The sequence below is a fragment of the Pseudomonas sp. NBRC 111132 genome (assembly GCF_001320565.1).
Taxonomy (GTDB): Bacteria; Pseudomonadota; Gammaproteobacteria; order Pseudomonadales; family Pseudomonadaceae; genus Aquipseudomonas; species Aquipseudomonas putida_P.
This window is the reverse complement of the sequence record NZ_BCBI01000004.1, coordinates 52,702-78,821: the sequence shown is the minus strand read 5'-3', so window position 1 is coordinate 78,821 and position 26,120 is coordinate 52,702. Positions and strand designations below refer to the sequence as shown.

Below are 26,120 nucleotides of genomic sequence, written 5' to 3'. Positions count from 1 at the left end.
CGTCAAGCAGGCGGCTGCAAATCAGTCAGGCTGCCCCGATCGCCGATATCCATTGGGCGTCTGCCCGCTCAAACGCTTGAACCACCGCGCAAAGTAAGTCGGGTCGGTGAACCCCAGGCTATCCGATAACTGCCCGATGCTCATCCGCGTGTAAATCAGGTTACGCCGAGCCTCCAGCAACAAACGCTGGTGCACAACCTGCAGCGCAGTCTGGCCACTGAGCGCCCGGCACAGCTGGTTAAGCTGCAAGCTCGGTACATTCAGCCGCGCGGCAAAATCCTCTACCGACAGATGCTCGCGATAATGCGCTTCAACCAGGCGCAAATACTGCCCCAGCAACAGGCGGTCACGCTCATCGCGGTTACGTGGCGCTTGCCCCAACTGTTGGCGGCGGCTGATCCATACCATAAGCGCGGTAACCAATGCTTCAAGCATTGCCGCGCGCGCCGGGGCATTGCCCTGGTACTCCTGCTGCAGGGTGTCGATCAGGCTGCGCAGGTGCACGCGCTCATGCCCCAGCGGGTAACAGGCAGGTTGTGCCAGCACGGTCAGTGGCGCACCCAGGCGTTGTTCCAGATTCGCTACCAGCGCAGTGCCGAAGGTCAGCACGTAGCCCTGGATATCGGCGCTGAAGCGAAAGCCATGCACGGTCATCGGCGGTACCACCTGGATCGCCGCCTCATCGATGGCACTGCGCACCCCCTCGATCTCCACCTGGGCCTGGCCGCGCTGCACATACAGCAGTTGGAACAGCTCGGCATGCTGGTGCGGCTTGATCTCCCAGTGGTGCAGGCGGCTGCGTGCCGGGATCGATTCGCAATGCATCAGGTCAGTGCCGGGCCACGCCTGGTTTTCGCCATACAGCTTGAACAACGGGACGCCGGGGAGGGTGGATTTCATCTGGGCTGACCTGTCCGTTAATCGAACGTTTTTTGTAAAAGTGCAGGTTTTGCATGGAATAGCACAGTTAACTGGCGTTTTTTGCCAGTAAAAATGCAAGGGCAAACCCTAACAGCAGATGCGGGCCCACTGCCAGTCCTGGGCCGGCATCGTCCGAACAAGAGATAACAACAATGAAAACTCAGGTTGCAATTATTGGTGCAGGTCCATCGGGCCTGCTGCTGGGCCAGCTGCTGCACAAGGCCGGTATCGATAACGTCATCCTCGAACGCCAGACGGCCGAATATGTCCTTGGCCGCATCCGCGCCGGGGTGCTGGAGCAAGGTACTGTCGACCTGTTGCGCGAAGCCGGAGTCTCAGAACGCATGGACCGCGAGGGCCTGGTGCACGAAGGTGTCGAGCTGCTGGTTGGCGGGCGCCGCCAACGCCTGGACCTCAAGGCCCTCACCGGCGGCAAGACGGTGATGGTCTATGGGCAGACCGAAGTCACCCGTGATCTTATGCAGGCCCGTGAAGCCAACGACGCGCCAATCATCTATTCAGCCAGCAATGTCCAGCCGCACGAACTGAAGGGCGAGAAGCCGTATCTCACCTTCGAAAAAGACGGCCAGGTGCATCGGGTGGACTGTGACTATATCGCCGGCTGTGACGGCTTCCACGGCGTCTCTCGGCAAAGCATTCCCGAGGGCGTGCTGAAACAGTACGAGCGGGTTTACCCGTTTGGCTGGCTGGGCCTGCTGTCGGACACCCCACCGGTCAACCACGAGTTGATCTATGCCCACCACGAGCGAGGTTTCGCGTTGTGCAGCCAACGCTCGCAAACCCGCAGCCGCTACTACCTGCAGGTACCTTTGCAGGACCGGGTCGAAGCATGGTCTGACGAGCGTTTCTGGGACGAGCTGAAAGCCCGTTTGCCAGCCGACGTAGCGGCAGACCTGGTTACGGGCCCAGCCCTGGAAAAAAGCATTGCGCCACTGCGCAGCCTGGTGGTAGAGCCGATGCAGTATGGCCACTTGTTCCTGGTGGGTGACGCCGCGCACATCGTCCCGCCTACCGGCGCCAAAGGCCTTAACCTGGCCGCTTCGGACGTCAACTACCTGTACCGCATTCTGCTCAAGGTATACCGCGAAGGGCGCACTGACCTGTTGCAGCAGTACTCGCCGCTGGCCTTGCGCCGGGTATGGAAAGGCGAGCGCTTCAGCTGGTTCATGACCCAGCTGCTGCATGATTTCGGTAGCCACAAGGATGCCTGGGACAAGAAGATGCAGGAGGCTGACCGCGAGTATTTCCTGACCTCGCCAGCGGGGCTGGTGAACATTGCCGAGAACTATGTGGGGCTGCCGTTCGAAGAAGTGGTGTGATTTCTAAGGGGCGCTTTGCGCCCCAGCATTTCAACGCCAGGCTTTACTCGTGGGCCAGCAGCATCTCCATCTGCCGATACCCCCGCTGCCGCGCATGCTCCAGCGCGGTCACCCCGTCCTTGTCGGCAATCTGCCGATCCGCCCCGGCCGCCAGCAACCGCCGCACGATCTCCACATGCCGCGGCCCGCCATCGCCCAGCACCACGGCCTCCATAAGCGCGGTCCAGTGCAGCCGGTTAAGGTGGTTCACGTCAACGCCGGCATCAATCAACATTTGCACGGTCTCGACATGCCCGCGCTCGGCAGCCGGAATCAGCGCGGTGCCGCCGTAACGATTGGTGCTCTTGAGGTCCGCCCCGTGGCGCAGGGTCAGCCGCAGGATGTCGTTCAGGCCCCGGGCGCCAGCATACAGGTAGGGGCTGTCGTCGATGTTGTCCTTGGCATTCACATCGGCCCCGGCTTCGATCAGGGCTTTCGCCGCCGCCAGCTGGTTGCCGTGGGTCGCCACCAGCAGGGCAGTGCGCCCTTGCTCATCACGGCTGTCCAGCCGGGCACCTTGCCCCAGCAATTGTTGCAAAGTGCGCACGTCATCGTGGCGGGCGGCGTTGTGCAGGCGGTTGTCCACAGTGCGGGTCTCGGCGTGGGTGGCAAGGCTGGTGCACAGGGCAAACAGCGTCGCGGCAATTGATAAACGCATGGGCGGGCTCCTTATCGACCTGGCTACATCCTAGAAAAATCGCGGCAAGGCTTGAAGTTAACTTTGCGCATGACCGACAGTGCCTGGCTGAATAGTTGAAGGCAGGAAGCAAGACGATGAAATTTTCTACGCCGCTGATGAGCGCTCTGTGCCTGGTGGCTGCCAGTGGCTGGGCCTGTGCCGACCAGGTGCTGCCCGCACCACCGGAGCTGGCCTCTGGTTACCGCAGCGGGCTGCAGCCGGTGCACGCCAGCCGGCACATGGCCGCTGCCGCCAACCCGCTGGCCAGTGAAGCGGGGCGGGCGATATTGCGTGCCGGGGGCAGTGCGATTGACGCTGCCATCGCCATGCAGATGGTGCTGACCCTGGTCGAACCCCAGTCCAGTGGCATTGGCGGCGGGGCGTTCATCTTGTATTGGGACGGCAGGCGCGTACAGGCATTCGACGGTCGCGAGGCTGCGCCGGCGGCGGTGACAGAGAAGCTGTTCCTGCAAGCCGACGGTACACCGATGCCGTTCCGGGCAGCGCAGATTGGTGGCCGTTCGGTCGGCGTGCCAGGGGTGCTACGTGCCTTGAAACTGGCCCACGATCAACACGGTAAGCTGCCTTGGCGCGACCTGTTCGCCCCGGCCATTGCCCTGGCACGCAACGGTTTCGCGGTTTCCGAGCGCCTGCACACGTTGCTGGCCGGGGACCCCTACATTGGCCGTTCACCCGCAATGGCTCGCTATTTTCTGGATGAACAGGGCAAGCCGCTGGCAGTGGGCACAACACTGCGAAACCCTGAGTTGGCCTACACCTTCGAGCGGATCGCGGCAGAAGGCCCCGAGGCGTTCTACAGCGGTGAAATTGCCGAAGCCATTGTGGCCAAGGTGCGCAGCCATGCCAATGCGGGTTACCTGTCGCTGCAGGACTTGCAGCAGTATCAGGCCAAGGAGCGCGAGCCGGTGTGTGGCCCTTACAAAGCCTGGCGAATATGCGGCATGCCGCCGCCATCGTCGGGCGGGGTGACGGTGCTGCAGACCTTGGGCATGCTCGAAGCCGTGCAACGCGCTGCGCCCCAGCGCGACCTGGCAGCGCTGCGTCCGCTGGCCACCTCGTCCCCGGCCCGGCTGGAGGCACCGCCACTGGCCGTGCATCTGATTGCCGAGGCCGAACGCCTGGCCTATGCCGACCGCGCCCAGTACCTGGCTGACAGCGACTATGTGCCGGTCCCGGTCAAGGCCCTGACCGATCCCGCCTACCTGGCCAGCCGCGCCGCCTTGATCGGTGAATACAGCATGAAGCGTGCACTGCCGGGCCGGCCGCAAGGCGCGGACCTGGCCCTGGCGCCTGACCGCTCGCCATTGCGCATTTCCACGTCGCACCTCAGTGCCGTGGATGACAGTGGGCAGGCCTTGGCCATGACCAGCTCGGTGGAGGCCGCATTCGGTTCGCACCTGATGGTCAAAGGCTTCCTGCTCAACAATCACCTGACCGACTTTTCCTTCACCCCCCAAGAGCACGGCAAGCCGGTGGCCAACCGGGTGCAGCCGGGCAAGCGGCCACTGTCGGCCATGGCGCCGACCTTGGTGTTCTCGCGTGCCTCTGGCGAGCTTGTGGCCAGCCTCGGCTCGCCGGGCGGTTCTCAGATCATTGGTTACGTGAACAAGGCGCTGGTCGGCCTGCTGGATTGGCAGCTCGACCCGCAGCAGGCCGCCGGCCTGCCCAACTTCGGCAGCCGCAATGCGGGTACCGAAGTGGAAGCAGGGCTGGCCAGCTCGTCGCTGATCCGCCAGTTGGCGGCCTGGGGACACGACGTGACACCGATGACCATGACCAGCGGCATGCAGATCATCCAGCGCAGTGGCGAGGGTTGGTCAGGTGGTGCCGACCCTCGGCGGGAAGGTGTGGCCCTTGGCGACTAGCCGTGATAGAACGCAGGTTCGCCATTCAGTAGTTGAATACCAAGATGTCTATCAGCGTGAAATCGAATAGGGCTCTGTTCGACCTCGACCTGCTGCGCGCCATTGTCGTGGTGGCCGATTGCGGCAGCTTCACCACCGCTGCCGCGCGCCTGCATTCGACCCAGTCGACGATCAGCCAGAAGGTGCGCCGCCTGGAAGACATGGTCGGCCACCGCCTACTGGTACGCGGCAACCGTGATGTGCTACCGACCGATGCCGGGCAAACCCTGCTCGGCTATGCCCGGCACATGCTGGCGCTGAACGACCAGATGCTCGAGGCCCTGGCCGGGGCGATGGTGGGTACCACCGTGCGCCTTGGCGTGCCCGAGGACTTCGTTGGCGGGCGTACCACCAATGCGTTGTCGGCCTTCAGCCGGCTGCAGCCACAGGTGAAGCTGGAAGTGACCAGTGGCTTGTGCCGGGACCTCAGCCAGGCCTACGACAATGGTGAACTTGACCTGGTGCTGCTCAAGCAGCGGCGCAACACCCGCGAGGGCGTGGCCTGCTGGCCAGAGCGCCTGCAATGGATCGACAGCGCGCGTACGCCCGCCTTCGAGCTCGACCCGATCCCGCTGGTGACCTTCCCGCCACGCGGCCTGTACCGCGAAGACATGATCAACGCGATCGAAGGCATGGGCCGACGCTGGCGTATCAGCTTCACCAGTTCCAGCCTCAGTGGCATCCAGGCCGCGGTCGCCGATGGCATGGGCGTGAGCCTGCTGCCACCAAGGGCGGCCACTGGTGAGCACCGGGTGCTGGGGGCAGGGCAAGGGCTGCCGGAGGTCGACAGCTATGAGATCGTCATCGTCCACCGGCCGACGGCAGATGTGATGGTCAAGGCGTTGGCCGAGGTGATGACGCAGCTATTGGCAGGTGGTGGCATCTGACGCGGCCTGACGATCTGACGCGGTCGCTGTAGGAGCGGCCTTGTGTCGCGAAAGGGCTGCAAAGCAGCCCCAGAATTTCAGCGGTGGTGCACAAGTTGCTGGGGCCGCGTGGCGGCCCTTTCGCGACACAAGGCCGCTCCTACACCGACCGCGTCAACCAGCACCAAGGCCGCGAGTCATCCGGCGCAGGTGTACGCCGCAGCCAGGCGGGGCGACAGGTGAATGCCGGCAATCATGCAGCGCACCGAGCCGCCGGCCATCTCGATGGTCGGCACGTCCAGTGGCACCAGCCGCGCCGAGCGTTCGATGCGTTGGCGTTGCTCGGCGTTCAGGCTGTCGAAGGCCTTGCGTGACAGCGCCAGAATGCGCCCGTCACGCCCGGACAGTTCGATGGCATTGCCGGCAAACTGGCTGATTTGCTGGTTGCTCAGGTCGATCACATCGCGCCCCGATTCAATCAGGCGCATGCGCACTTCCTCGGCTCGCGCCTTGTTGGTGAAGGTGCCGAAGCCTACCAGGGCAAACTCGGTCGCCACGCACATCAGCACATTGGTGTGGTAGATCGGCGTGCCTTGTTCATCGGCCGTGTCGAACACCATCGGCTCAAAGTTGAAGTGTGTGCTGAAACGTTCGAGAGCAATCGGGTCGGCGCGGTTGGAACGCGCGGTGTAGGCCACCCGTGACAGGTGGTCGAACACCATGGCGCCGGTCCCTTCGAGGAACAGTTCGTCCTGCTCCAGCCCTGAATAGTCGATGACATCCTGTACGCGGTACTCATGCTTGAGCATTTCGATCACATCGGTGCGCCGCTCGCGGCGGCGGTTGCGCGAGTACATCGAGTAGATCGCGATGTGCCCTCCGGGGTGGGTGGAGAACCAGTTGTTGGGGAATACCGAGTCAGGGGTATTGAGTTCGCCGAAGTCGTCGAACAGGTGTACCCGTACGCCTTCGGCCTCAAGGCGACCGACGGCCTGGGTGACTTCATCACGTGCCACCTCGGCCAGCGCTTGTGCGGCGAGGCTCGGGTGGCTGCGTTGAAACGAGTTGTCGGCTGCGGTCTCTGGGTTGGGGGTGAAGGCATGTGGCCGGACCATGACCACGGCTGCAGGTGCTTGAATCGAACGCGTTGGAAATGCCATGTGGGAATACCGGGTTGGGAGCAGGGTCAGGCAACGCGTCGGATGCGGCTTTTGCCCGCGCGGCCGCGGGTATGGCTGAACAGGTCTTTCGGGTCGTCTTCTACCCATGGCACCAGGTCGATCTTCGCGCCCATGCCGCGCTTTTCAGCCTGCTGTAGTACGTACCGTAGTACGGTGTAGTCTTCCAGGGCGAAGCCCACCGAATCGAACACGGTGACTTGGCTGTCGCTTTGGCGGCCCTCGCTTTCACCGCGCAGCACGCGCCACAAATCGATCACCGGGAAGTCTGCCGGCAACTGCTGGATGTCACCTTCGACACGGGTTTGCGGTTCGTACTCGACGAACACTCGGGCCTTGCGCAGTACATCGGCGTGCAGCTCGGTCTTGCCTGGGCAGTCACCACCCACAGCGTTCAGGTGCATGCCGGGTTCGAGCATGTCGGGGGTGATGATGGTGGCGTAGGCCTTGTCGGCGGTCACCGTGGTGATGATGTCCACGCCTTTCACCGCTTCGGCCACCGAGCCGGCCCGGCGGATGGTCAGGCCACTGTATTCCTTGAGGTTGGCGATCAGCTTGGCGGTGGCCAGCGGGTCGGTGTCGTAGGCTACGATTTCTTCGATGCCCAGGTGCTTGTGGAAGGCCAGTGCCTGGAACTCGCTTTGTGCGCCGTTGCCAATCAACGCCATCTTGCGCGAATTGGGCCGGGCCAGTGCCTGGGCTGCCATCAGCGATGTCGCAGCGGTGCGCAGGGCGGTGGCGATGGTCAGCTCGGACAGCAGCACCGGGTAACCGGTGTCGACATCGGCCAGCACGCCGAAGGCCATGACCGTATGCAGGTCGCGGGCCGTGTTGGCCGGGTGGCCGTTGACGTATTTGAAGGCATAGCGGCTGTTGTCGGCGACCGGCATCAGTTCAATTACACCCACTTCCGAATGGCTGGCAACTCGCGCAGACTTGTCAAACTCCTGCCAGCGTTTGAAGTCTTCGCGAATGGCTGCCGCCAGTTCACCAATGAAGGGCGCTACGCCAATGTCATGTACCAAGTCCGACATGGTTGGAACATCAATGAAATACGTCATGCTCTTGCACCTTGTTATTGCGCGGTCACCCCTGTACTTCCGGGTGCACGCTTGAGATTGTTGAAGTGGCGTGAACATTTTGATGAAAGGTTGCGTCAATCGGAAGAATGCAGGTTGCCAGTTTTGTCAACTTTCTAGACAATCTGCCACCCCAAAGTAGCAATCTGATTATTTGGCAGGCCTATGGACACTATTGATCGGGAACTGATTGCACTGTTGCGGGACAATGCACGCACCCCCGTGCTGACCCTGGCAAAGAAGCTCAAGGTGGCACGGGCAACCGTGCAAAACCGTATTACCCGGCTCGAAGAGCAGGGCGTGATCATCGGCTACACGGTACGCCTGCGCTCCGATGCGCTGGAGCAGGGCGTGCGCGCAATCACCAGCATCGGTATCAGCGGCCACCACGCCGCAGAGGTCAAGCACGCGCTGCGTGGGCACCCCAACGTGGTGGCCATCCATACCACCAATGGCCGCTGGGACCTGATGGCCGAGCTGCGCGCCGACACCCTCGAGGCCTTCGACCGGGCGTTGAACACCATTCGCTCGATACCACACATCGAAAACACCGAGACCAGCATTCTGCTTTCGACCTACAAGATGTGACTGCCGGGTCAAGCCTTCTGGCAGGTGCATTGTGCAAACTGTCACCCGGGCTTTTCACACTGCACAAAATCCCGATGGTGGTGTGCATTCTGTAGCGTTCCGCTTGACCGGGGCCGCTGGCAGAATGAAACGGCTTTCGCGGGACTGTATCGGACGCGCCACTTGGGTGCGTTTCAATAGAACAAATACACCCGCTGCGAAGTTGCACCGGGCACTGTTTTTTCATCTGAGTTAATACCCACGTTTCGACTGACTTGAATGGCGAGAACCTGCACTTTAGTACCAATTAAATGGTGCGGCGCGGGGCGGCGGGGTTTTACAAAAAAAAGAATAAGAGGTCAACTATGCAACCAACGTGCAACGCGCAAAGCGCAGTTCCAGAAGAAGGCCGTGTGCTCAAACGGCGGCTGGAAAACCGGCACATACAGCTCATTTCCATCAGTGGTGCGATTGGTACCGGCCTGTTCATGGGTTCGGGCAAGATCATTGCGCTGTCTGGCACCTCGATCATCCTCGTCTACGCCATCATCGGTTTTTTCGTGTTCTGCATCATGCGCGCCATGGGCGAGATGCTGCTGGCCAACCTGCAGATGGAATCGTTCGCCGACCTGGTGCACAACTACCTGGGCCCACGGGCCGGTTACATTCTCAGCTGGTCGTACTGGCTCAGCTGGGTAGTGGCAGCGGTGGGTGACGTGGTGGTGGTCGCGGGGTTCGTGCAGTACTGGTACCCCGATGTGCCTACCTGGCTACCGGCCTTCGGTACCATGTTCCTGCTGCTGGGGCTGAACATGCTGGCGGTGAAGGCCTTTGGTGAAGTGGAGTTCTGGTTTGGCCTGATCAAGATCGTCGCCATCGTGCTGTTGGTGGTGACCGGCCTGGTAATGGTCGCGACCTCCTACACTTCGCCGGCAGGGGTAACCGCCTCGTTCAGCCACCTGGTAGCACCGGGCGTGGTCATGCCACATGGCATCCTGGGCTTTCTCGCCGGGTTTCAGATCGCCATCTTCTCCTTTGTCGGCACCGAGCTGATCGGCACCGCAGCGGCGGAGGCCAAAGACCCGGAGAAGACCCTGCCCAAGGCAATCAACACCATCCCCGTGCGCATCCTGTTGTTCTACATCTGTTCGCTGGTGTGCATCATCAGTGTGGTCTCCTGGGCCAATGTGCCGGCCAACCGCAGCCCATTCGTTGAACTGTTCCTGCTTGGCGGGTTGCCCGCAGCCGCTGGCATCATCAACTTCGTGGTGCTGACGTCGGCTGCGTCGTCGGCCAACAGCGGTGTCTACTCGGGCTCGCGGATGCTCTACGGCCTGTCACATCAGCAGCAGGCGCCTGTGGCGTTCGGGCGGCTGTCCGGCTCGGGTACGCCCGTGCGGGCGCTGGTGTTCTCGGGGGTGTGCATGGCGATTGCCTTGACGCTGCTGTTCGTGATTCCAGAAGTGATGACCGTGTTTACCCTGGTGTCGACCATCTCCGCAGTGATGATCATCGTTACCTGGTCACTGATCCTGCTGTCCTACTTCGCTTACCGTCGGCAGAATCCGCAGGCCCATGAGCGGTCCAGGTTCAAGCTGCCAGGTGGCAAGGCCACCGCTGCGCTGGCGCAGCTGTTCCTGATCTTCGTGCTGTGCCTGCTGGCCCTGGAACCGGACACCCGCACGGCGTTGTACGTGATGCCGTTGTGGTACGCGGGCCTGCTGCTGGCCTACCGGCGCCGGGCCAAGGCATGTATGCGGCCACAGGCAGCTACCGCCGCCTAGCGTTCGCGGCCGTAAAGCGCAGGGCTGCCCACACCTCAAGGCTGGCGCTCAGCCACCGCCCGCAACGTACGCAACGTCACCACTGGTGCATCCACCACGAACCGATTGGCAAGCCAGCCCGGCACGTCCCCGGCCGGGTCGGCTTGCAACTGATACGTCACTTCGGTTTCGCGCTCACCCAGCGGCTTCATCCGCCACTCGCCGCTCAGGTGCTGCACGCGGATCAGCCCGTCCACCTTGGGGATCCTGTCGGGCTCGGCACTCAGGTGCCGCAGCAGGGTGCCGTCGTCCAGGCGTTCGCTGGTCACCTTCAGCACGATGTCCCGCGGCATCGTCGGCCAGGGCAGGTTGGTGGTCAGGTACACCCAGGTATTGGCGCCGTCCACGTCCAGCAAACGCATCTGGTCACAGGCGTACAGCCATTTGCAGGCTACGCGCAGGTTCTCTTGCAGGTCGGTAAGGGTGCGTACGCTGGCTTTCATGGTGCTCACGCCACGAAATTGCTGGTAGGGCGAATCCGCTGCGGCGCTCAGGTACACGCGAATGCCTTCGCGATCGTAGGCCAGGTTCCAGTCATCGGCAGCCAGGGCAGAGGTGCACAGCAGCAGGGCGGCGAGCAGCAGGCAGCGGTTCATGGCTGGTACCGCGCGAGGGATGGGTGTTTGAGTATGCGCGGCAAACAGAAAGCCCGCCAGGTTGGCGGGCTTGCGGGCATCAGCCTGGGCTTAGCGCTTAGGGTTCAGTGTCAGGTGTACGTGACGGTTCACGTCCTTGTACAGCAAGTAGCTGAAGTTGCCTGGGCCGCCGGCGTAGCAGGCTTGCGGGCAGAAGGCGCGCAGCCACATGAAGTCGCCAGCTTCCACTTCGACCCAGTCCTGGTTCAGGCGATACACCGCCTTGCCTTCCAGCACGTACAGGCCGTGTTCCATCACGTGGGTTTCAGCGAACGGGATCACGCCGCCCGGCTGGAAGGTGACGATGTTCACGTGCATGTCGTGGCGCATGTCGGCCATGTCGACGAAACGGGTGGTTTTCCAGCGGCCTTCGGTGCCCGGCATCTCGATGACGGTGGCGTTGTCACGGTGGGTGACGAAGGATTCTGGTACGTCCAGGCCTTCAACTTTCTGGTAGTGCTTGCGCAGCCAGTGGAAGGTGACGTTGGACTTGCTGTTGTTGCGCAGGCTCCATTCGGCGCCCGGGGCCAGGAAGGCGTAGCCGCCTGGTACCAGGGTGTGGTGCTTGCCTTCGACGGTGATGTCCAGTTCGCCCTCTACGATGAACACCACGGCTTCCGCGTTCGGGTCCAGCTCAGGGCGCTCGCTGCCGCCTTCCGGGGCCAGCTCGACGATGTACTGGGAGAAGGTTTCGGCAAAGCCGGTCAGCGGGCGGGCGATGACCCACATGCGCATCTTGTCCCAGAACGGCAGGTGGCTGGTGACGATGTCACGCATCACGCCTTTAGGGATGACAGCGTAGGCTTCGGTGAACATGGCACGGTCAGTCAGCAGCTCGGTTTGAGCCGGGTGCCCACCGTGGGGGGCGAAGTACGAATGGTTCGACATGGACGATCTCGACTTGTTGTTCTCTCCCCGTGCCTTGAACCGCACCGGCCGGTGCGGCGCAGGGGATGTGGCGACAGAATAGGGTCGAGCGCGCGCCATCCACAAATTAAATGTTGGAATACCCGGTATTTGATTGCTGAATGTCTACCTGACGCCCAACATGCTGTTCCGGTAACTGGTCGCCTTGGCCGAACAGTTTGTGGCGCAAGGTACCTTCGGTGTAGTTCAGCGGGTAGCGGCCGCGGCGCTGCAGCTCGGGCACCAATAGCTCGACCACATTGGCCAGGTCGTCCGGTTGCACGGCGTACGTCAGGTTGAAACCATCGATGCCGGTCTGGTCCAGCCAGCTTTCCAGCTGGTCGGCCACCTCGCTGGCGGCACCCACCAACACCGGGCCTCGGCCCCCCAGGCCAACGAACTCGGCGGCCTCGCGTACGGTCCAGCGGCGGCCAGGGTCGGCTGCCGTAAAGGCCGCCAAGGCAGCGCGGCCAGCGTCGTTTTCGACGTATTCGATCGGCGCGTCGGGGTCGAGGCCCGCAAAGTCGATACCGGTCCAGCCCGACAACAGTGCCAGGGCGGCGTCCAGGTCGACATAGCGCCGGTATTCGGCGAAGCGAGCCTCGGCTTGCTCCCTCGTGGGGGCGACGATCAATAGCGCCTGGGCGTAGATCAGCACTTCGTCACGGCCACGCCCAGCTGCCTCGCTGGCCTGGCGAATGCCGTCGGCGTAGCGGCGCAACACCGTGGGCGTTGGGCCGCTGATGAACACGCATTCGGCATGCCGTGCGGCAAACTGCTGGCCGCGTGCCGAAGCCCCGGCCTGGAACAGCACCGGCGTGCGCTGCGGCGACGGCTGGCACAGGTGCATGCCGGGCACCTGAAAATGCTCGCCCACATGGTTGATGGGGTGTACCCGCGAGGGTTCGATATAGCGCCCACTGTCGCGCTCCAACAGCACGGCATCGTCGTCCCAGCTTTTTTCCCACAGTTTGTACAACACCTGCAGGTATTCCTCGGCCAGGTCGTAGCGTTGGTCGTGGCCCAGTTGACGCGCCAGGCCCAGGTTGCGGGCGGCGCTGTCCAGGTAGCCGGTGACGATGTTCCAGCCGACCCGGCCATTGCTCAGGTGATCGAGCGTGGACATGCGCCGGGCGAAGGGGTAAGGGTGCTCGTAGGTCAACGAGAAGGTGACACCGAAACCCAGGTGTTCGGTAACGCCGGCCATCGCCGGCACCAGCAGTAGCGGGTCGTTGACCGGCACCTGCACGCCGCCGCGCAGGGCGGCTTCAGGGCCGCCCTGGTAAACGTCGTAGATGCCCAGCACATCGGCAATGAAGAGTGCGTCGAACAGGCCCCGTTCAAGCAGGCGGGCCAGGTCGGTCCAGTAGTTCAGGCGGTTGAACGCCACGCTGGTGTTGCGTGGGTGGCGCCACAGGCCGGGGGATTGGTGGCTGGCAGCGTTCATGCTGAAGGCGTTGAAGCGGATCGGGCGAGGCATGGTCGGCGCGCTCCGCTCAAGGCAACACGGAAGCCGGGTAGACCGCATCGGCCACCTGCAGCTTGCGTGGAATCAGGCCTAGGCCCTGGAAGGTATCGGCCAGCTTCTGTTGTTCGGCAACGATCTGCGGGGTAATGGCCACGGCGTTGTAGTTGCGCCGTTCGCTGGCCACTTCCAACACGTTGGCGCTGATACCCAGCTGCGGAGCCAGCAGCGCGGCGACTTCGGCTGGCTTGGCGTTGGCCCACTGGCTGACCTTGCCCAGTTCGGTAAAGAAGGTCTTCAGCAGCGCACGGTGCTGGTCGGCATAGCTGGCGGTGGACAGGTAGAAGGTGCGGTTGTTGGACAGGCCGCTGCCGTCGCGCAGGTTTTTCAGCCCTGGTTGGCTTTCTGCGGCGGCGAGGAACGGGTCCCACAGGGTCACCGCCTGGACACTGCCCGATTGCAGCGCGGCCACGGCATCGGCGGCATTGTTGACGTAGGCGGGGGTGATGTCCTGATAGCTGAGGCCCGCTTGTTCCAGCGCGACGGCCAGCAGGTACTGGGCATTCCAGCCACGGCCGGTAGCCACGCGCTTGCCTTTGAGGTCCTGCACGCTGGCCAGGTGGTCCTGCTCGCGCACCACCAGGCCGATGCCGCGTGGATACGGTTGTTCGGCAGCCAGGTACACCACCGGCTTGCCTGCGGCTTGGGCGAATACCGACGGGGCGTCGGCAGCGTGGCCGAGGTCGATGGCGCCAGTGCTCAGCGCTTCGAGCAACTGCGGGCCGGCGGCAAACTCGTGCCAGCTCACGTTCACGCCTTGCGGTGCCAGGGCCTTCTCCAGCGCGCCGCTGCCTTTGAGGATGTTGATGCTGTTGAACTTCTGGTAACCGATGCGCAGGGTCTTGGCGTCATCGGCAATGGCTTCGGACCAGGGCAGCAAGGCGCTGGCGACACTGGCCAGCAATCCGCCGATCAGCAGACGGCGTAGGGGAGAGAAGGTGCGGGCGGGCATGGGCATAGTTCCTTGAATCGGCTGAGAGGCGATGCATCCAGACTAAGGAGCCGGCGTAAGGCTTTCAATTTATATATTCCAGTTTGTTAGATTGTTTTGTTATTTTTATATCCTTTTGTTTTGTAACTGTACGGTGGGTTTCGACATTTTTTTCACATTCGCTTGCTAGGATCCCCAGCAATCCCGAGGAGCCCTACATGCCGCACATCCTGCGCAAGCGCAGCACCCGCATCGCCTTGACTGCCACCACTGGCCTGCTCGTGGCCACCCTGGGCTTCTTCGCCTGGCAAAGTTTCTACCCGGTTCAGGCCGCTTCCGGTTGGGATGTCGAGGTGTTGCATCGCGACGTGACCAAGGCCGCCTCGTTGCTGCCACAAGCCGATGGCAGCTTGCTGGTCAGCCGTGAGCTGGACGACGGCCGGGGCAGCATCCTCAAGATCACCGCTAGCGGTGATCGCGTGGTGGTGATCGACAACCTGTCCAAGCCTGATGGCATGGTGGCGGCGCAGGGCGGTTGGGTGTTCAGCCAGGAAGGTGGTCAGGCTCCCGTCAGCCTGTCTCGCGATGGCCAGGTAACCCACCTGTTCGATGGCGAGAGCGTGCAAGGCCTGTGGAACGACGGCGACCATCTGTTCGCTATCGAAGACCGCAAGGGCAACGGCCGCCTGATGCGCTATGACTGGAACAGCGGCCAGCTCGATGTGCTGCGTTCCGGCCTGACCGAAACCGAAGGCCTTACCCGTTGCAGTGATGGCCGCCTGCTGTATACCGAAAAGGCCAATGGCAAGGTCCGCGCCCTGTCCGACGATGGCCGCGACCCAGTAGTGGTCGACGGCCTGCGTAACCCTACGTTCTTGTACTGTGACCAACGTGGCCTGTGGATCAGCGAGGACAACACGCACCGCGCGCGCTTGTTGCTCATCGACGCTGACGGCGTCCAGCACACCATGCTGACCTTCCTCAAGGCGCCGCAGTCGATCGTGGCAGACCGCAAGGGCGGCTACTTGCTCGCCGAGGGCGGGCGCAATCGCGTGCTGCACCTGACCCCGCCACCGACGCGCGACACCGCCCAGCGCGACTGACCCCGCACTAGCTGGGCAGCCGCTGCTTGCGCCTTGGCAGCAGGCCCAGCACCAGCATGCAGCCAAGCAGAATTATCAGGCCACCTGCTGCCTGCAACAGGCTGAGGGCTTCATCGAGAAACAGCGCGCCGACCAATACCGCTACCAGCGTGACCACGAACTCCACGCTGATGGCGCGGGTCGCGCCGATGCGGGCTACCAGGCCAAAATACAGTACATAGGTGGTAGCGCTCATCACTGCGCCGCTAATCAGCAGGTAAAGCCAATCGCCCGCCTGTGGCACGCTGGGCACCGGTACTGCCAGCAGCAGCGGCAGGGTCAGCAGCCCGCCAGCCAGGAACGCGCCGCCGGTGACTGTCCACGGGTCCTGGCCGCGCAGGTGCAGGCTGGCGTAATTGCTGCCGTAGGCGGCGCTGATGGCGCCTAGCAGCGAAGCGATGCAGCCGTGGATGAAATCGTCATCTACAGGGCGGGCCGGAAAACCGACCAGTATGACGATGCCGACAATACCCAGCAGCAGCCCGGTCAGGCCTTGCGGGGTGATTTTCTCCAGCCCCCACACCCGCCCGATCAGCATTGAAAACAGCGGAATGGTGGCGACAAAAATGGCCGCCATGGCCGTACCGATACGTGGGGTGGCGTATGACATGCCGATCAGTTGCCCGGCCACCGTGGTCGCGCCCACCACCAGCAAGGGTACCAGCAGCGAGCGCAGGCGCAGCCTGCGGCCCAACAGGGCGGCAAGGGTCGCCAGGGTGCCGCTGGCAATCAGTGCCCGTAGGCTGACCGCGCCCACCCAGCCAAAGGCATGCACCACCTTGAGCAGCACCAGGAAAGAAAAGCCCCAGGCGATGGCCAGGAACAGGTAGGCGGCGAGGTCGCGCGGGTGCATGAGGCAGGGTCCATCCACGGCAAGGGCAGGCAGGCTAGCGGGTTGCGGGGCGCGATATCAAGGCCCGCCAGCCACAATGCGTTATGGCTACCCGACCAACAGCGTGCTTCCCTGCGTGGCCGCGCTCGCGGATAATCCCCCCACATTCCAATAAATAGCCTGTGAGTGGGTATGAGTGATTCCGTAGTCAGCCTCGGCCAGCCTGAAACCGAAGGGGGGCGCAAAACGCGCAAGAACAACCCCGAGAAAACCCGCGAGGACATCCTCCAGGCCGCCATCAACGAGTTCGTCCAGCAAGGGCTGGCCGGCGCACGCGTGGACGCCATCGCCGAGCGTACCGCTACCTCCAAGCGCATGATCTACTACTACTTCGGCAGCAAGGAGCAGCTGTACTGCGAGTGCCTGGTGAAGCTGTACGGGGATATTCGCAAGACCGAGCAGAGCCTGGACCTGGAGTCGTTACCGGCTGAGCAGGCGATACGCCGGCTGGTGGAGTTCACCTTCGATCACCACGACCGCAATGTCGATTTCGTGCGCATCATCTGCACCGAAAACATCCACTACGGGGAATACGTCAAGCAGTCGCCGGCCATTCGCGAAATGAGCAGCCTGGTGCTCGAAGCCTTGGGCAACACCCTGCATCGTGGCGTGCAGGAAGGCGTGTTCCGCACCGGCATCGAGGTTATCGACCTGCACATGCTGATGAGCTCGTTCTGTTTCTACCGGGTGTCGAACCGTCACACCTTTGGCGAGATCTTCCAGATCGATCTGTCTGATGACCAGGTCAAGCAGCGCCACAAGGCCATGATCTGTGACGCCGTATTGCGCTACATCCGCGCCTGAACGCCGCTCACTCGCCCAGCCGCTGCTCACGTGACGGCGGGTAACCAAAGTACGCCGCATAGCACTTGCTGAAGTGCGACACCGAAACAAAGCCGCAGGCCACTGCCACGTCCATCACCGACAGGTCGGAGTACTGCAGCAGGCGGCGGCTTTTGGTGATGCGCAGTTCCATGTAGTAACGCCGTGGCGACGTGCCAAGCTGGGCCTGGAACAGCCGGTCGATCTGCCGCCGCGAGCGCCCGCTGTAGGCCGCCAGTTGGTCGAGGCTGAGGGTTTCCTCAAGGTTGTTTTCCATGAGTTCGACGATGGTACGCAGGTGCAGGCTCATGGACTTCTTCGCCCCCGGGCCAACCTGGCGGTAGCGCGCACCGGAGAACGACAGGATTTCCTCCACGCCTTCGGCCAGGCCGTCACCATACAGCCGGCGCACCAGGCCCAGCATCAGCTCCATGGCGCCGTTGGGGCTGGCGGCGCTCAGGCGATCGCGGTCGAGGGTGAAGCTTGCCGGGGTAATACGTGTTTGCGGGCTGCGTTCGGACAGGCTGGCGCGCTGTTCGGGGTGGATGCTGCAGCCATAGTCGTCCAGCACCCCGGCGCGGCCAAGAAACCAGGCACCGTTCCACAAGCCGCCCAGGGCCATGCCGTGGGTGGCGCAGTCGTCCAGCAGGCGGTCGAGTTCCGGGTACTTCAGCGGTGTGCGCAAGCCGCCACAGATCACCAACAGGTCCAGCTCCCGCAACGCTTCGGCGGACAGCTCGGTGGCCACCAGTTCCAGCCCCAGGTCGCTGAGCACGCGGTCGCCGTCCAGCGACAGCGGGGTGAACTGGAAGCTGTCGGCGCGCAACAGGTTGGCTGTGACCAGCACGTCCATGGCCACGGTGAAACTGGCCATCGAGAAGTGTTCGAGCAGGACGAAGTCGACCCGATAGGGAGCCTGGGCACTGGCGCTGCTGGTTTTGAGCCGCAGCATGTTGCTGGTGCTGGTCTTCTTGCTGAACTGGCGTGGCGTGGGCACTCTGGACTCCGCTTCCTGGCTGGCCCGCAGAGTGTGGACGGTGCCCGGAGGAAAGACAATCTCCCCGGTGGCTGTGTCGCATTGCAGGTCGTGTTCAGGCAACCGGTCTAGCCTGGCGCAGTGGTTGCAACTGCGTGAGGGCCCTTGAGGCGGGAAAATCAATCTGAACCCTCAGCGCTTGCAGCAACCCAACCCATAACATGCCAATTGGGAGAGCGCTCATGGAAATCGGTACGATCTGGCTCATCATCGCGGCCCTGGTCATCCTGCTGGAGATCTGGGCCATCTGGCACATCATCGGCAGTGAGCGGCGCGCCGAACGCAAGATGCTGTGGATTGTGTTCGTGGTCTACGCACCATTCCCCGGGTTGCTGTTCTGGGCCTGGCGCGGGCCGCGGGCGGTGAAAGGCAGGGCGGTACTGCAGGAGAAATGACGGTACTCGGCGTCAGGCGCGGGGGCGCCTGATGCCGTCGAGGTTCATCTGGGCAGGATGTCGAAGCGTACGGCCGGGCCCAACCCGTCCACCATCAGGCAGCCGTAGAATTCTACGGTGGACAGAACGCGCAACTGTTTGAGCGCGTCATGGATGTAATCGTGAAGCAGCTTCTCAGCTTCCCGCTTGCGGTCTGCGACAGTGGCGCTTTTGAGGGTGATGACACCGAGCAAAGTGGTTTCGATATGCTCGACGGTGTCCAGGCCGAGCTTCACGCGCAGGTGCAGGCGCGCTTGCACGGCGTCGGCTTCATCGTGGGCAGCGTTGTGCGGTTTGATGGTATAGGCCAGCTGAAAATCATACTTGCTCATGAGCATTTCCTTGTTATGGACAGGCCTCCATGCCGGGTCCTGCAATTTACTACCGGGCCGCCAGTGCGCAAACAGACGCGTGGTTCAAGCAGCACATTGCCTTGTGCGAAACGTCCTACTCTGTGCTTGACCTCGAGTTAACTCAAGGTCTGATACTGCGCCACTCTTTCAACCAAGCGAGGGCGTGTCGTGACCCCATCAAGTGCATTCCAGCTAAGCAACCCCGAAGGCCTGTACGACCCCAGTGGCAACGCCTATTCCCATGTCGCCGAAGTGCGCGCCGACAGCCGTCTGCTGTTCATCGCCGGCCAGGGTGGAGAGGACAGCAACGGCCAGTTGTCGCCATTGTTCGCCGAACAGGCCCGCCAGGCACTGGCCAACCTGGAGCTGGCCCTGGCGTCGAAAGGTGCCAGCCTGGCGCAGGTGTTCAAGTTGACCCTGCTGATTGTCGAGCATTCCGAAGCGCGCCTGCGCCAATGGGTGGCCGAGGCCGACAAGGCCTGGGGCCCGCACATGAAACCGACCTGCACGCTGATACCGGTGCCCCGGCTGGCGCTGGATGCCATGTTGGTCGAGATCGAGGCCGTAGCTGTGCTGTAGCGCCGGGCGATTCACCGGTGGCGCCCAGGAATCACTTTGTTGTATATCGGTGCTGGCCCTTTCAGCATTGCCGCCATGACAACAATGTTTACTCAGAGGTGACCACACCATGAGCACCGGCACCACCACGCTTGCCCACCGCAAGGCCAGGGCCTGGCTTTGGCCTGCACTGTTCAGCCTGGTGGCTTTCGCTGCCAACTCGGTGTTTTGCCGGCTGGCGCTGAAAGACGGGGCCATCGACCCGGCATCCTTCACCGTGGTGCGCCTGACCAGTGGTGCGTTGTTTCTGTTGTTGCTGATCCGCCTGCGCAGGCCGGCGCAGGCCATGGGTGGCAGTTGGCGGGGCGGCCTGGCCCTGTTCCTGTACGCGTTCCTGTTTTCTGCGGCGTATCTGCAATTGGGGGCAGGCGCGGGCGCATTGTTGCTGTTCGGTGCAGTGCAGATCACCATGTTCGGCTTTGCCTGGTACAAGGGTGAACACATCACGGTGCGCATGCTGCTGGGCATGCTGATCGCCTTTGCCGGCCTGCTGGTGCTTCTTTTGCCCGGTGCCTCGGCGCCGCCGTTGGCCAGTGCCTTGCTGATGGCCTTGTCCGGCGTGGCCTGGGGCGTGTATACGCTGCTGGGCAAAGGCTCGCCCAGGCCGCTGGCCGACACCGCCGGCAATTTTTCCCGCAGCCTGCCTTGCCTGATGCTGCTGCTACCGATGCTGTTGCTGGGCGCCGGCCCGCACTTTACGCCACTCGGCTTGTTGTATGCCCTGGGCTCCGGTGTGCTGGCTTCTGGCGCCGGCTACGCCGTGTGGTATGGCGTGGTCAGGCAGATCAGTGCGCAACAGGCGGCGACCCTGCAGCTTAGCGTGCCGGTGATTGCCGCACTGGGTGGGGTCGCCCTGATCGGTGAGCCGTTGTCGTTGCGCTTGCTGATCGCCTGCGTGGTGGTCCTGGGCGGTATTGCCCTGGCGCTGGCACCGCGTCGTTAAAAGAAGCTGCGCTGCGCCTTGAGGGTGACCATGCTGTCGCAATAGGTGTTGATGCCCGAGTACGCATCACAGCCGCCACTGAGGCTGGAGTTGCTGTAGATCAAGTTGAGGTCAATGCCTAGCCAGGGCCGCGACAGCTCCAACGACCAATCGGAAAAGGCATTCACCTGGCTGCCATCGCCAATGGTAAAGGGCGTGCCCAGGCGGTGGTGGGCGAGCTTGACGGTGAAGTCTGCGTCGAACAATGGCAGTTGGCCGAAGTCGGCGAACAACGTGCCAGTGCGGTTGTCGGGGTTGTCACGCAGCGCCCCGCCGAAGCGGCTGCCCAGCACCGAGATACCCCCGTACAGGGCGTAACTGTCGGGGCCTGCGATGTTTGGCTGACTATAATGGATCAACCCCACCTCGTAGCCCAGGCTGCTGTCAAACTGATGCTTGTAGCCCAGGTAGCTGTCCAGACGCAGGGTCGAATTGGGGGTGACGCCCATGCTTGGGGCGTACTGGCCCAGGTACCAGCCACTGGCGTGGCTGAAATCGAGGCCACCGTGGAATGCGCCGACGGCGCTGGGTGAGATAAGCCCTTGCGCCATGCTGCGCGAAGGCGTGGTGCCGAGTGTGAAGTCGAAATCGCCCAGTTGGCGTTTCATCTGCTGGGCCAGCAACACGGGGCTGAAAAGCACTGCAGCACTCAGCAACAGAAGGGGCCTGATCATGGTCTCCGTCCTGGAAGGCTTGCGGTTGAGCGGTAGAGGATACCTGCGCAGGGGGAGGGATGGAACCGTTGGCTGGCCTGTTCAGCCTTTGGTCGAGCGGTCAGCGTCAGCGGCTTCGGTCATCACAGGCAGGTTGTCGGCGCGCTGGATCACCCGGCGTTGCTGCTCGTAGTCGTCAAGGGACAGGCTGCGGCGCTGCAGCGCTTCGAGCTGCAGCTGGCGGGCTTCTTCTGCCGTGTACGGGCGCAGTTCAGGGTGGCTGGCACATCCGCTGCTGATGGCGATGGCAAGCACGGCAAGGGCGGCGGACAGCAGGCGAGCCAGGGTATTCATCAGGTAGCTCCAGGGAATGGGGTCGTGGGCGGCGGGTCGATAGCGCTAGGTTATGTGGCCACGGCGTTCGGTAGAAATTGCCATTCTCGATAGTGACTATCGATGGTTCCTGAGGGGCCGGGAGGGCGTGATGGGGCAAGGCGAACAACCGCGTAAATGGGGTGTGCTGGAGCCAATCGACCGGATTACCGAAGTCATCTTTGGCCTGCTGATGGCTATGACCTTCATCGGCTCGCTCAGCGTGGCCACGGCAGGGCGCGAAGACGCTCGGCTGATGCTGGTCGCTGCGCTTGGCTGCAACCTGGCCTGGGGCCTGGCCGATGCGGTCATCTACCTGATGCGCACCTGGACCGAGCGCACCCGCGCACGTACTTTGCTGGCGCGCCTGCAGGCCGCTGAGGATGGCCAGGGGCGCAGGCTGATTGCTGATGCACTGCCAGAACGCATCGGCCTGGCACTGGATGACGAAGGGTTGGAGGTGCTACGTCGCCAGATGCAACGTGATGCCGCCCGCCCGATGCCGGCGCGCCTGTGCCTGGATGATTTCAAGGCTGCGCTGGGGACATTCCTGCTGGTGGTGCTGGCGACGTTCCCAATGGTCATCCCGTTCCTGCTGATAGACACCACTGGCACGGCCATCCGTGTCTCGAACTGGGTTGCCTTGGCCATGCTGTACCTGGCGGGCTGGCTGTTGGCGCGCTATTCCGGTGGACGCACCCAGTTGACCGGCGTGGTCCTGGTAGCTGCGGGCGCGTCACTGATCCTGGCGATCATTGCCCTGGGTGGTTGAGCAGCGCCCGATCAGCACCTATGTCACGGGCACGCTCGCGGCCTTGTTGTTTGGTGTGGTGTTTGTCCTGGCTAGAGCACAAAAAGTTTGCGCCTTCGCATCTGGCCAAACCCGCCGCCGTTGCTACCCTTATTCCACGCGGTCTGACCTCATGGGGATTAGCGATGCGCACGCTATTGTTTGCTGTCCTGTCGGCACTCCTGTGCCTGAGCGCGGGGCCCGGGCTGGCGCTGGCTGAAGACGTACCCGCACCGGACCCTGCGCCCCCGGGCGCCGCGGCCGCAGCCAAGGACCCAGTCTTCAGCCAGGAACAACTCGATCAGATGACCGCGCCCATCGCGCTGTATCCTGATCCGCTGTTGGCCCAGGTGCTGATGGCGTCGACCTACCCAGGGCAGGTCAGTGAAGCGGTGACCTGGTCCAAGGCCAACCCCAAGGCCACCGGCGACGAGGCGGTCAAGCAAGTAGCCAAGCAGCCCTGGGACCCGAGCGTACAAGCCTTGGTGGCATTCCCGCAGGTGCTGGCGACCCTTGGCCAGGACCCGGTCTGGGTACAGCGCCTGGGTGATGCCTTCCTCGCCCAGCCCGACGATGTCATGGGCAGCGTGCAGCGTTTGCGTCACCAGGCGCAGGCTGCCGGCAACCTGCAAAGCAACCAGTACCAGAATGTGACCGTGCAAACCACTACGGCCCCTGCAGCGGCCCCTGCACCCGCACCCGCTTCCGGCGGCACCCAGGTGGTCACCGCCAGCGCGCCGCCCACCACCATCGTCATCGAGCCGGCCGACCCACAAGTGGTGTACGTCCCCAGCTACAACCCGACCACCACCTATGGCACCTGGGCCTACCCGGCCTCACCGCCGGTGTACTACCCACCACCACCGATGTACTACCCCGGCTCCGCACTGGTGGCAGGCCTGGCCTTCGGTACTGGCGTTGCGATCGTCGCCTCGTTGTGGGGCGACTGTGACTGGGGTAACAATGACATCGACATCGACGTCAACCGCTACAACAACATCAACGGCAACAATCGCATCACCAACAACCAGAACAAATGGCAGCACAATGCCGTCAACCGTGACGGTGTGCCTTACCGCGACGCGCGCAGCCGTCAGCAGTACGGCCGCCAGTTGGACGGTGCCACCCAGCGCAGCGCATTTCGCGGTGATGACGCACAACGTGCCCAGGCGCGTGACAAGGCGCGTGCCTCCATGGACCGAGCGGGTATCGAACGCCCAGCCACCAGCAACATTCAGGCACGCCAACAAATGCGTGAAGCGAAGTCGGGCAATGCATTGGGCAACCGTGTACAGCCCCGTGGCGACAATCCGAGGGTTGCCGACCGTCAACAGCAGGCACGCAACACTCAGGGCCGGCAGCAGAACAACCAGATGGATCAACGCCGGCAAGGGCAAGCGCGGCAAGTCGGTCAGAATCGTCCTGTGAATACCGCAGGGCGTGCCCGTAACAACGCCTTCGATGGCGTACGCTCGCCGTCGCGCACCAATGCGCAGGCCAACCGTGGTCGTACCAGCCAGGCGTTTGCCCAGCGGCCCAGCGCATCGCGTGCAGCCGGGCACCAGATATCTCGGCCCAGTGCGCCAGCTCGTCGTGGCGCAGGAGGCCGTCGATGAAGCGTTCAGCATTCGTAGCATTGCTGCTTGCGGCAGGTTTGGCCTGGTCGTCCCTGGCCGCTGCCCAGGACGCTTTCCCGACCCCAGAGAAAGCCGTTGAATCCTTTGTCGCGGCGCTGGGCACGGAGAAAGCTGATGAGGCCCGCCTGACCCAGTTGCTGGGCGACGACTGGCGCACCTACATCCCGCGCGGCGGAGTGCAACGCAGCGACGTGGACACCTTTCTGGAGCAGTACCGTGCGCAGCACAGTATCGACATGGCAGGCGAGGGCAAGGCCATCCTGGCGGTGGGCAGCGATCACTGGACCTTGCCCATTCCGTTGACCAAAAGCAGCCAAGGCTGGCGCTTCGACCTCAAGGCCGGCAGCGCCGAAATCCGCGCCCGGCGCATCGGTCGCAACGAGCTCGGCGTGCTGCAGTCGCTGCTGGCCTATCACGATGCGCAAATGGACTACGCGACCCAGGACCATAACGGCAACGGTGCGCTGGAGTACGCACAGAAAATCTTCAGCGAGCCCGGCAAGCATGACGGTTTGTACTGGGATGACGACGGCGATGGCCAGGTCAGCCCGCTGGGGCCGCTGTTCGGCCAGGATGTGATCGGTGATGACTGGTATGGCTATCACTTCCGCATCCTCGACGCACAAGGCCCATCCGCCCCTGGCGGCGCCTACAGCTACCTTATCGGCAACCAGATGAGCCGTGGCTTCGCCATGGTCGCCTGGCCGGCCAAGTACGACGACACCGGGGTGATGAGCTTCATGATCAGCCATGACGGCCAGGTGTTCGAGAAAGACCTCGGGCCGCACGGTGACAGGCTGGCCAAGGAGATGAAACGCTTCGACCCGGATGACAGCTGGAAGGTGGTGGATGTGCCGGCGGGGGATTGATCCTGTTCCTGCAGCACGTAGCCATAATCGCGAGGCTGGCGCAACGGGTCGGTGTGCATCGTAGGAATCTTCGCTTTCGGCTCAATGGGTGCCTGCAGCCCGCACCTCCCGCGCCGTGCACCCATACTGCTGGCGAAACGCGCGGGTGAACTGCGCCTGGTCGGTAAAGCCCCAGCGCAATGCCAGTTCGCCGATGGCCAGGTGGCAATGCGGGTCACGCAATTGCCGGTACACGGCCTCCAGGCGCAGCTGGCGTATCCACTCACTCAGGGTGTAGGGCGTGATCACGAACAGCTTGTGCAGGTAGCGCAGCGACAGTCCGCAGGCACTTGCAATGGTTTGCGGCGACAGCTCGGGGTCGCTCAGGTGTTGCTGCACATACTGTTCCACCCGCGTCAGGTGCAGGGTGCTGAGGTTGCTGCCTTCGCTACCCAGCACTCGCTCGTCCTGTTGCAGGGCCAGCAGCAAGGTGGCCGAAGCCTGTTCCAGCAGCAGATGCCGGGCCGCGATGGGGCTAGCGTCGAAGTGGCGGGCGCACAGATCCAACTGTTCGACAAAAATGCGCCCCAAGCCCTGGCGGGCATCGAAACAATGCCGGGTATAGCGCCTGTGCCCCAGCAGGTTGGCCTTGAGTGCACGTTCGGGCAGCTTGAGTACCCACAGGTCATTCAGCGTGCCGTAATGGAAGCGGTAAGGCGCATCGCCGCGCTCGACGATGAAACCACCTGGGCTGCAGCTGAGCTGATGACCGTCCTGCTCGAAGTGCACCTCGCTGCGATGCGGCACGGTCACCAGGTAGAACGCCTCTTGGTCCTGGCCGATATGCGCCTTGCTGCGCGAGTAGCCCAGCTGGCTGGAACGCAGGCGCGAGAGGCTGAGCGGTGTGCTTGGTGTGCTCCAGCGCTGCAAGTGGCCATCGAAGGGTTGTTCGGCGGCAAACGCCAGGCTCAAGGGGAAATAGGTGTCACTGATGGCTTCGGCCCAGCGCGCCTGGCGTTCGGGCTGTGGCCAGCCGAGGGTCGAGAGTTCTGTGGGCATGGTGGGTCCTTTTTCAAAGAGGGCAGCATTGAAAAAAGGAACTGCAGGCAAGCTACTCAAGCAGCTCT

The 26,120-nt window shown here is 63.0% G+C and carries 27 protein-coding genes; 13 read left to right on the top strand and 14 right to left on the bottom strand.

The window, feature by feature from the left end; genetic code table 11:
- Positions 1-21: 21 nt before the first annotated feature.
- Positions 22-900, bottom strand: a complete 879-nt coding sequence (locus APH35_RS03215; protein ID WP_012272030.1) for a helix-turn-helix domain-containing protein — start codon at positions 898-900, stop codon at positions 22-24.
- Between the two features lie 173 nt (positions 901-1,073).
- On the opposite strand from APH35_RS03215, the gene pobA reads away from it, so the two are divergent.
- The gene (gene pobA / locus APH35_RS03210; RefSeq protein ID WP_060514193.1) at positions 1,074-2,261 is read left to right on the top strand and encodes a 4-hydroxybenzoate 3-monooxygenase; all 1,188 of its coding nucleotides are present in this window, start codon (positions 1,074-1,076) and stop codon (positions 2,259-2,261) included.
- Between the two features lie 43 nt (positions 2,262-2,304).
- Here the strand turns inward: pobA and APH35_RS03205 are convergent, their stop codons facing one another.
- Positions 2,305-2,958 carry an ankyrin repeat domain-containing protein gene (locus APH35_RS03205; protein ID WP_060493449.1) on the bottom strand — a complete coding sequence of 218 codons (654 nt, stop codon included), beginning with the start codon at positions 2,956-2,958 and terminating at the stop codon, positions 2,305-2,307.
- A gap of 116 nt (positions 2,959-3,074) precedes the next feature.
- On the opposite strand from APH35_RS03205, the gene ggt reads away from it, so the two are divergent.
- Positions 3,075-4,865, top strand: a complete 1,791-nt coding sequence (gene ggt, locus APH35_RS03200) for a gamma-glutamyltransferase (protein WP_060514192.1) — start codon at positions 3,075-3,077, stop codon at positions 4,863-4,865.
- A 44-nt stretch (positions 4,866-4,909) separates the two neighbouring features.
- Positions 4,910-5,791, top strand: a complete 882-nt coding sequence (locus APH35_RS03195) for a LysR substrate-binding domain-containing protein (RefSeq protein WP_012272034.1) — start codon at positions 4,910-4,912, stop codon at positions 5,789-5,791.
- Positions 5,792-5,967: 176 nt separating this feature from the next.
- On the opposite strand, the gene ctlX is transcribed toward APH35_RS03195, so the two are convergent.
- Positions 5,968-6,930, bottom strand: a complete 963-nt coding sequence (gene ctlX, locus APH35_RS03190) for a citrulline utilization hydrolase CtlX (protein ID WP_171577261.1) — start codon at positions 6,928-6,930, stop codon at positions 5,968-5,970.
- 26 nt (positions 6,931-6,956) lie between these two features.
- Entirely contained in the window at positions 6,957-8,009 is a 1,053-nt protein-coding gene (locus APH35_RS03185; RefSeq protein ID WP_060493445.1) for an ornithine cyclodeaminase, read from the bottom strand.
- Between the two features lie 183 nt (positions 8,010-8,192).
- Here APH35_RS03185 and APH35_RS03180 point away from each other — a divergent pair, with 183 nt between their 5' ends.
- On the top strand, positions 8,193-8,615 hold the full coding sequence (locus APH35_RS03180; protein WP_012272037.1) for an Lrp/AsnC family transcriptional regulator: 423 nt from the start codon (positions 8,193-8,195) through the stop codon (positions 8,613-8,615).
- 344 nt (positions 8,616-8,959) lie between these two features.
- Entirely contained in the window at positions 8,960-10,378 is a 1,419-nt protein-coding gene (locus APH35_RS03175) for an amino acid permease (protein WP_060514191.1), read from the top strand.
- Between the two features lie 35 nt (positions 10,379-10,413).
- Here APH35_RS03175 and APH35_RS03170 read toward each other — a convergent pair whose 3' ends face one another.
- The 4 genes from APH35_RS03170 to APH35_RS03155 all read right to left on the bottom strand — a co-directional run bounded on the left by APH35_RS03170 (position 10,414) and on the right by APH35_RS03155 (position 14,435).
- Positions 10,414-11,013, bottom strand: a complete 600-nt coding sequence (locus tag APH35_RS03170) for an START domain-containing protein (protein ID WP_012272039.1) — start codon at positions 11,011-11,013, stop codon at positions 10,414-10,416.
- 90 nt (positions 11,014-11,103) lie between these two features.
- The gene (locus APH35_RS03165; protein ID WP_016499386.1) at positions 11,104-11,940 is read right to left on the bottom strand and encodes a bifunctional allantoicase/(S)-ureidoglycine aminohydrolase; all 837 of its coding nucleotides are present in this window, start codon (positions 11,938-11,940) and stop codon (positions 11,104-11,106) included.
- Positions 11,941-12,046: 106 nt separating this feature from the next.
- Entirely contained in the window at positions 12,047-13,438 is a 1,392-nt protein-coding gene (locus tag APH35_RS03160; RefSeq protein WP_060493444.1) for an LLM class flavin-dependent oxidoreductase, read from the bottom strand.
- 16 nt (positions 13,439-13,454) lie between these two features.
- A complete protein-coding gene (locus APH35_RS03155; protein WP_012272042.1) occupies positions 13,455-14,435 on the bottom strand; it encodes an aliphatic sulfonate ABC transporter substrate-binding protein in 981 nt (326 codons plus the stop codon).
- A 197-nt stretch (positions 14,436-14,632) separates the two neighbouring features.
- Here APH35_RS03155 and APH35_RS03150 point away from each other — a divergent pair, with 197 nt between their 5' ends.
- On the top strand, positions 14,633-15,517 hold the full coding sequence (locus tag APH35_RS03150; protein WP_060514190.1) for a hypothetical protein: 885 nt from the start codon (positions 14,633-14,635) through the stop codon (positions 15,515-15,517).
- Between the two features lie 7 nt (positions 15,518-15,524).
- On the opposite strand, the gene APH35_RS03145 is transcribed toward APH35_RS03150, so the two are convergent.
- The gene (locus APH35_RS03145) at positions 15,525-16,409 is read right to left on the bottom strand and encodes a DMT family transporter (protein ID WP_060514189.1); all 885 of its coding nucleotides are present in this window, start codon (positions 16,407-16,409) and stop codon (positions 15,525-15,527) included.
- 171 nt (positions 16,410-16,580) lie between these two features.
- On the opposite strand from APH35_RS03145, the gene APH35_RS03140 reads away from it, so the two are divergent.
- Entirely contained in the window at positions 16,581-17,252 is a 672-nt protein-coding gene (locus tag APH35_RS03140; RefSeq protein WP_012272045.1) for a TetR/AcrR family transcriptional regulator, read from the top strand.
- Positions 17,253-17,259: 7 nt separating this feature from the next.
- Here APH35_RS03140 and APH35_RS03135 read toward each other — a convergent pair whose 3' ends face one another.
- Complete coding sequence (locus APH35_RS03135; RefSeq protein ID WP_041166479.1) at positions 17,260-18,267, bottom strand: GlxA family transcriptional regulator; 1,008 nt, start codon at positions 18,265-18,267, stop codon at positions 17,260-17,262.
- 221 nt (positions 18,268-18,488) lie between these two features.
- On the opposite strand from APH35_RS03135, the gene APH35_RS03130 reads away from it, so the two are divergent.
- Positions 18,489-18,701 carry a PLDc N-terminal domain-containing protein gene (locus APH35_RS03130; protein WP_012272047.1) on the top strand — a complete coding sequence of 71 codons (213 nt, stop codon included), beginning with the start codon at positions 18,489-18,491 and terminating at the stop codon, positions 18,699-18,701.
- Positions 18,702-18,745: 44 nt separating this feature from the next.
- Here the strand turns inward: APH35_RS03130 and APH35_RS03125 are convergent, their stop codons facing one another.
- Positions 18,746-19,072, bottom strand: coding sequence for a hypothetical protein (locus APH35_RS03125; protein ID WP_060514188.1), 327 nt, complete (start codon positions 19,070-19,072; stop codon positions 18,746-18,748).
- Positions 19,073-19,261: 189 nt separating this feature from the next.
- On the opposite strand from APH35_RS03125, the gene APH35_RS03120 reads away from it, so the two are divergent.
- Together APH35_RS03120 and APH35_RS03115 are read left to right on the top strand one after the other, a co-directional pair.
- Positions 19,262-19,672: a RidA family protein gene (locus APH35_RS03120; RefSeq protein ID WP_060493442.1), complete on the top strand. Its 411-nt coding sequence runs from the start codon at positions 19,262-19,264 to the stop codon at positions 19,670-19,672.
- Between the two features lie 109 nt (positions 19,673-19,781).
- Complete coding sequence (locus APH35_RS03115) at positions 19,782-20,654, top strand: DMT family transporter (protein WP_060514187.1); 873 nt, start codon at positions 19,782-19,784, stop codon at positions 20,652-20,654.
- Here the strand turns inward: APH35_RS03115 and APH35_RS03110 are convergent.
- Both APH35_RS03110 and APH35_RS03105 read right to left on the bottom strand, forming a co-directional pair.
- On the bottom strand, positions 20,651-21,367 hold the full coding sequence (locus tag APH35_RS03110) for a TorF family putative porin (protein ID WP_060514186.1): 717 nt from the start codon (positions 21,365-21,367) through the stop codon (positions 20,651-20,653). The two genes, APH35_RS03115 and APH35_RS03110, sit on opposite strands and share 4 nt — an antisense overlap.
- An 81-nt stretch (positions 21,368-21,448) precedes the next feature.
- The gene (locus APH35_RS03105) at positions 21,449-21,700 is read right to left on the bottom strand and encodes a hypothetical protein (protein ID WP_060514185.1); all 252 of its coding nucleotides are present in this window, start codon (positions 21,698-21,700) and stop codon (positions 21,449-21,451) included.
- Between the two features lie 130 nt (positions 21,701-21,830).
- Between APH35_RS03105 and APH35_RS03100 the strand changes: the two genes are divergently transcribed.
- The 3 genes from APH35_RS03100 to APH35_RS03090 all read left to right on the top strand — a co-directional run bounded on the left by APH35_RS03100 (position 21,831) and on the right by APH35_RS03090 (position 25,014).
- Positions 21,831-22,490, top strand: coding sequence for a hypothetical protein (locus APH35_RS03100; protein WP_060514184.1), 660 nt, complete (start codon positions 21,831-21,833; stop codon positions 22,488-22,490).
- A gap of 164 nt (positions 22,491-22,654) precedes the next feature.
- On the top strand, positions 22,655-24,124 hold the full coding sequence (locus APH35_RS03095) for a DUF3300 domain-containing protein (protein WP_060514183.1): 1,470 nt from the start codon (positions 22,655-22,657) through the stop codon (positions 24,122-24,124).
- A complete protein-coding gene (locus tag APH35_RS03090; protein WP_060514182.1) occupies positions 24,121-25,014 on the top strand; it encodes a DUF2950 domain-containing protein in 894 nt (297 codons plus the stop codon). Before APH35_RS03095 ends, APH35_RS03090 begins: the two co-directional genes overlap by 4 nt.
- A gap of 81 nt (positions 25,015-25,095) precedes the next feature.
- On the opposite strand, the gene APH35_RS03085 is transcribed toward APH35_RS03090, so the two are convergent.
- Positions 25,096-26,052, bottom strand: coding sequence for a helix-turn-helix domain-containing protein (locus tag APH35_RS03085; protein ID WP_060514181.1), 957 nt, complete (start codon positions 26,050-26,052; stop codon positions 25,096-25,098).
- Between the last annotated feature and the right edge of the window lie 68 nt (positions 26,053-26,120).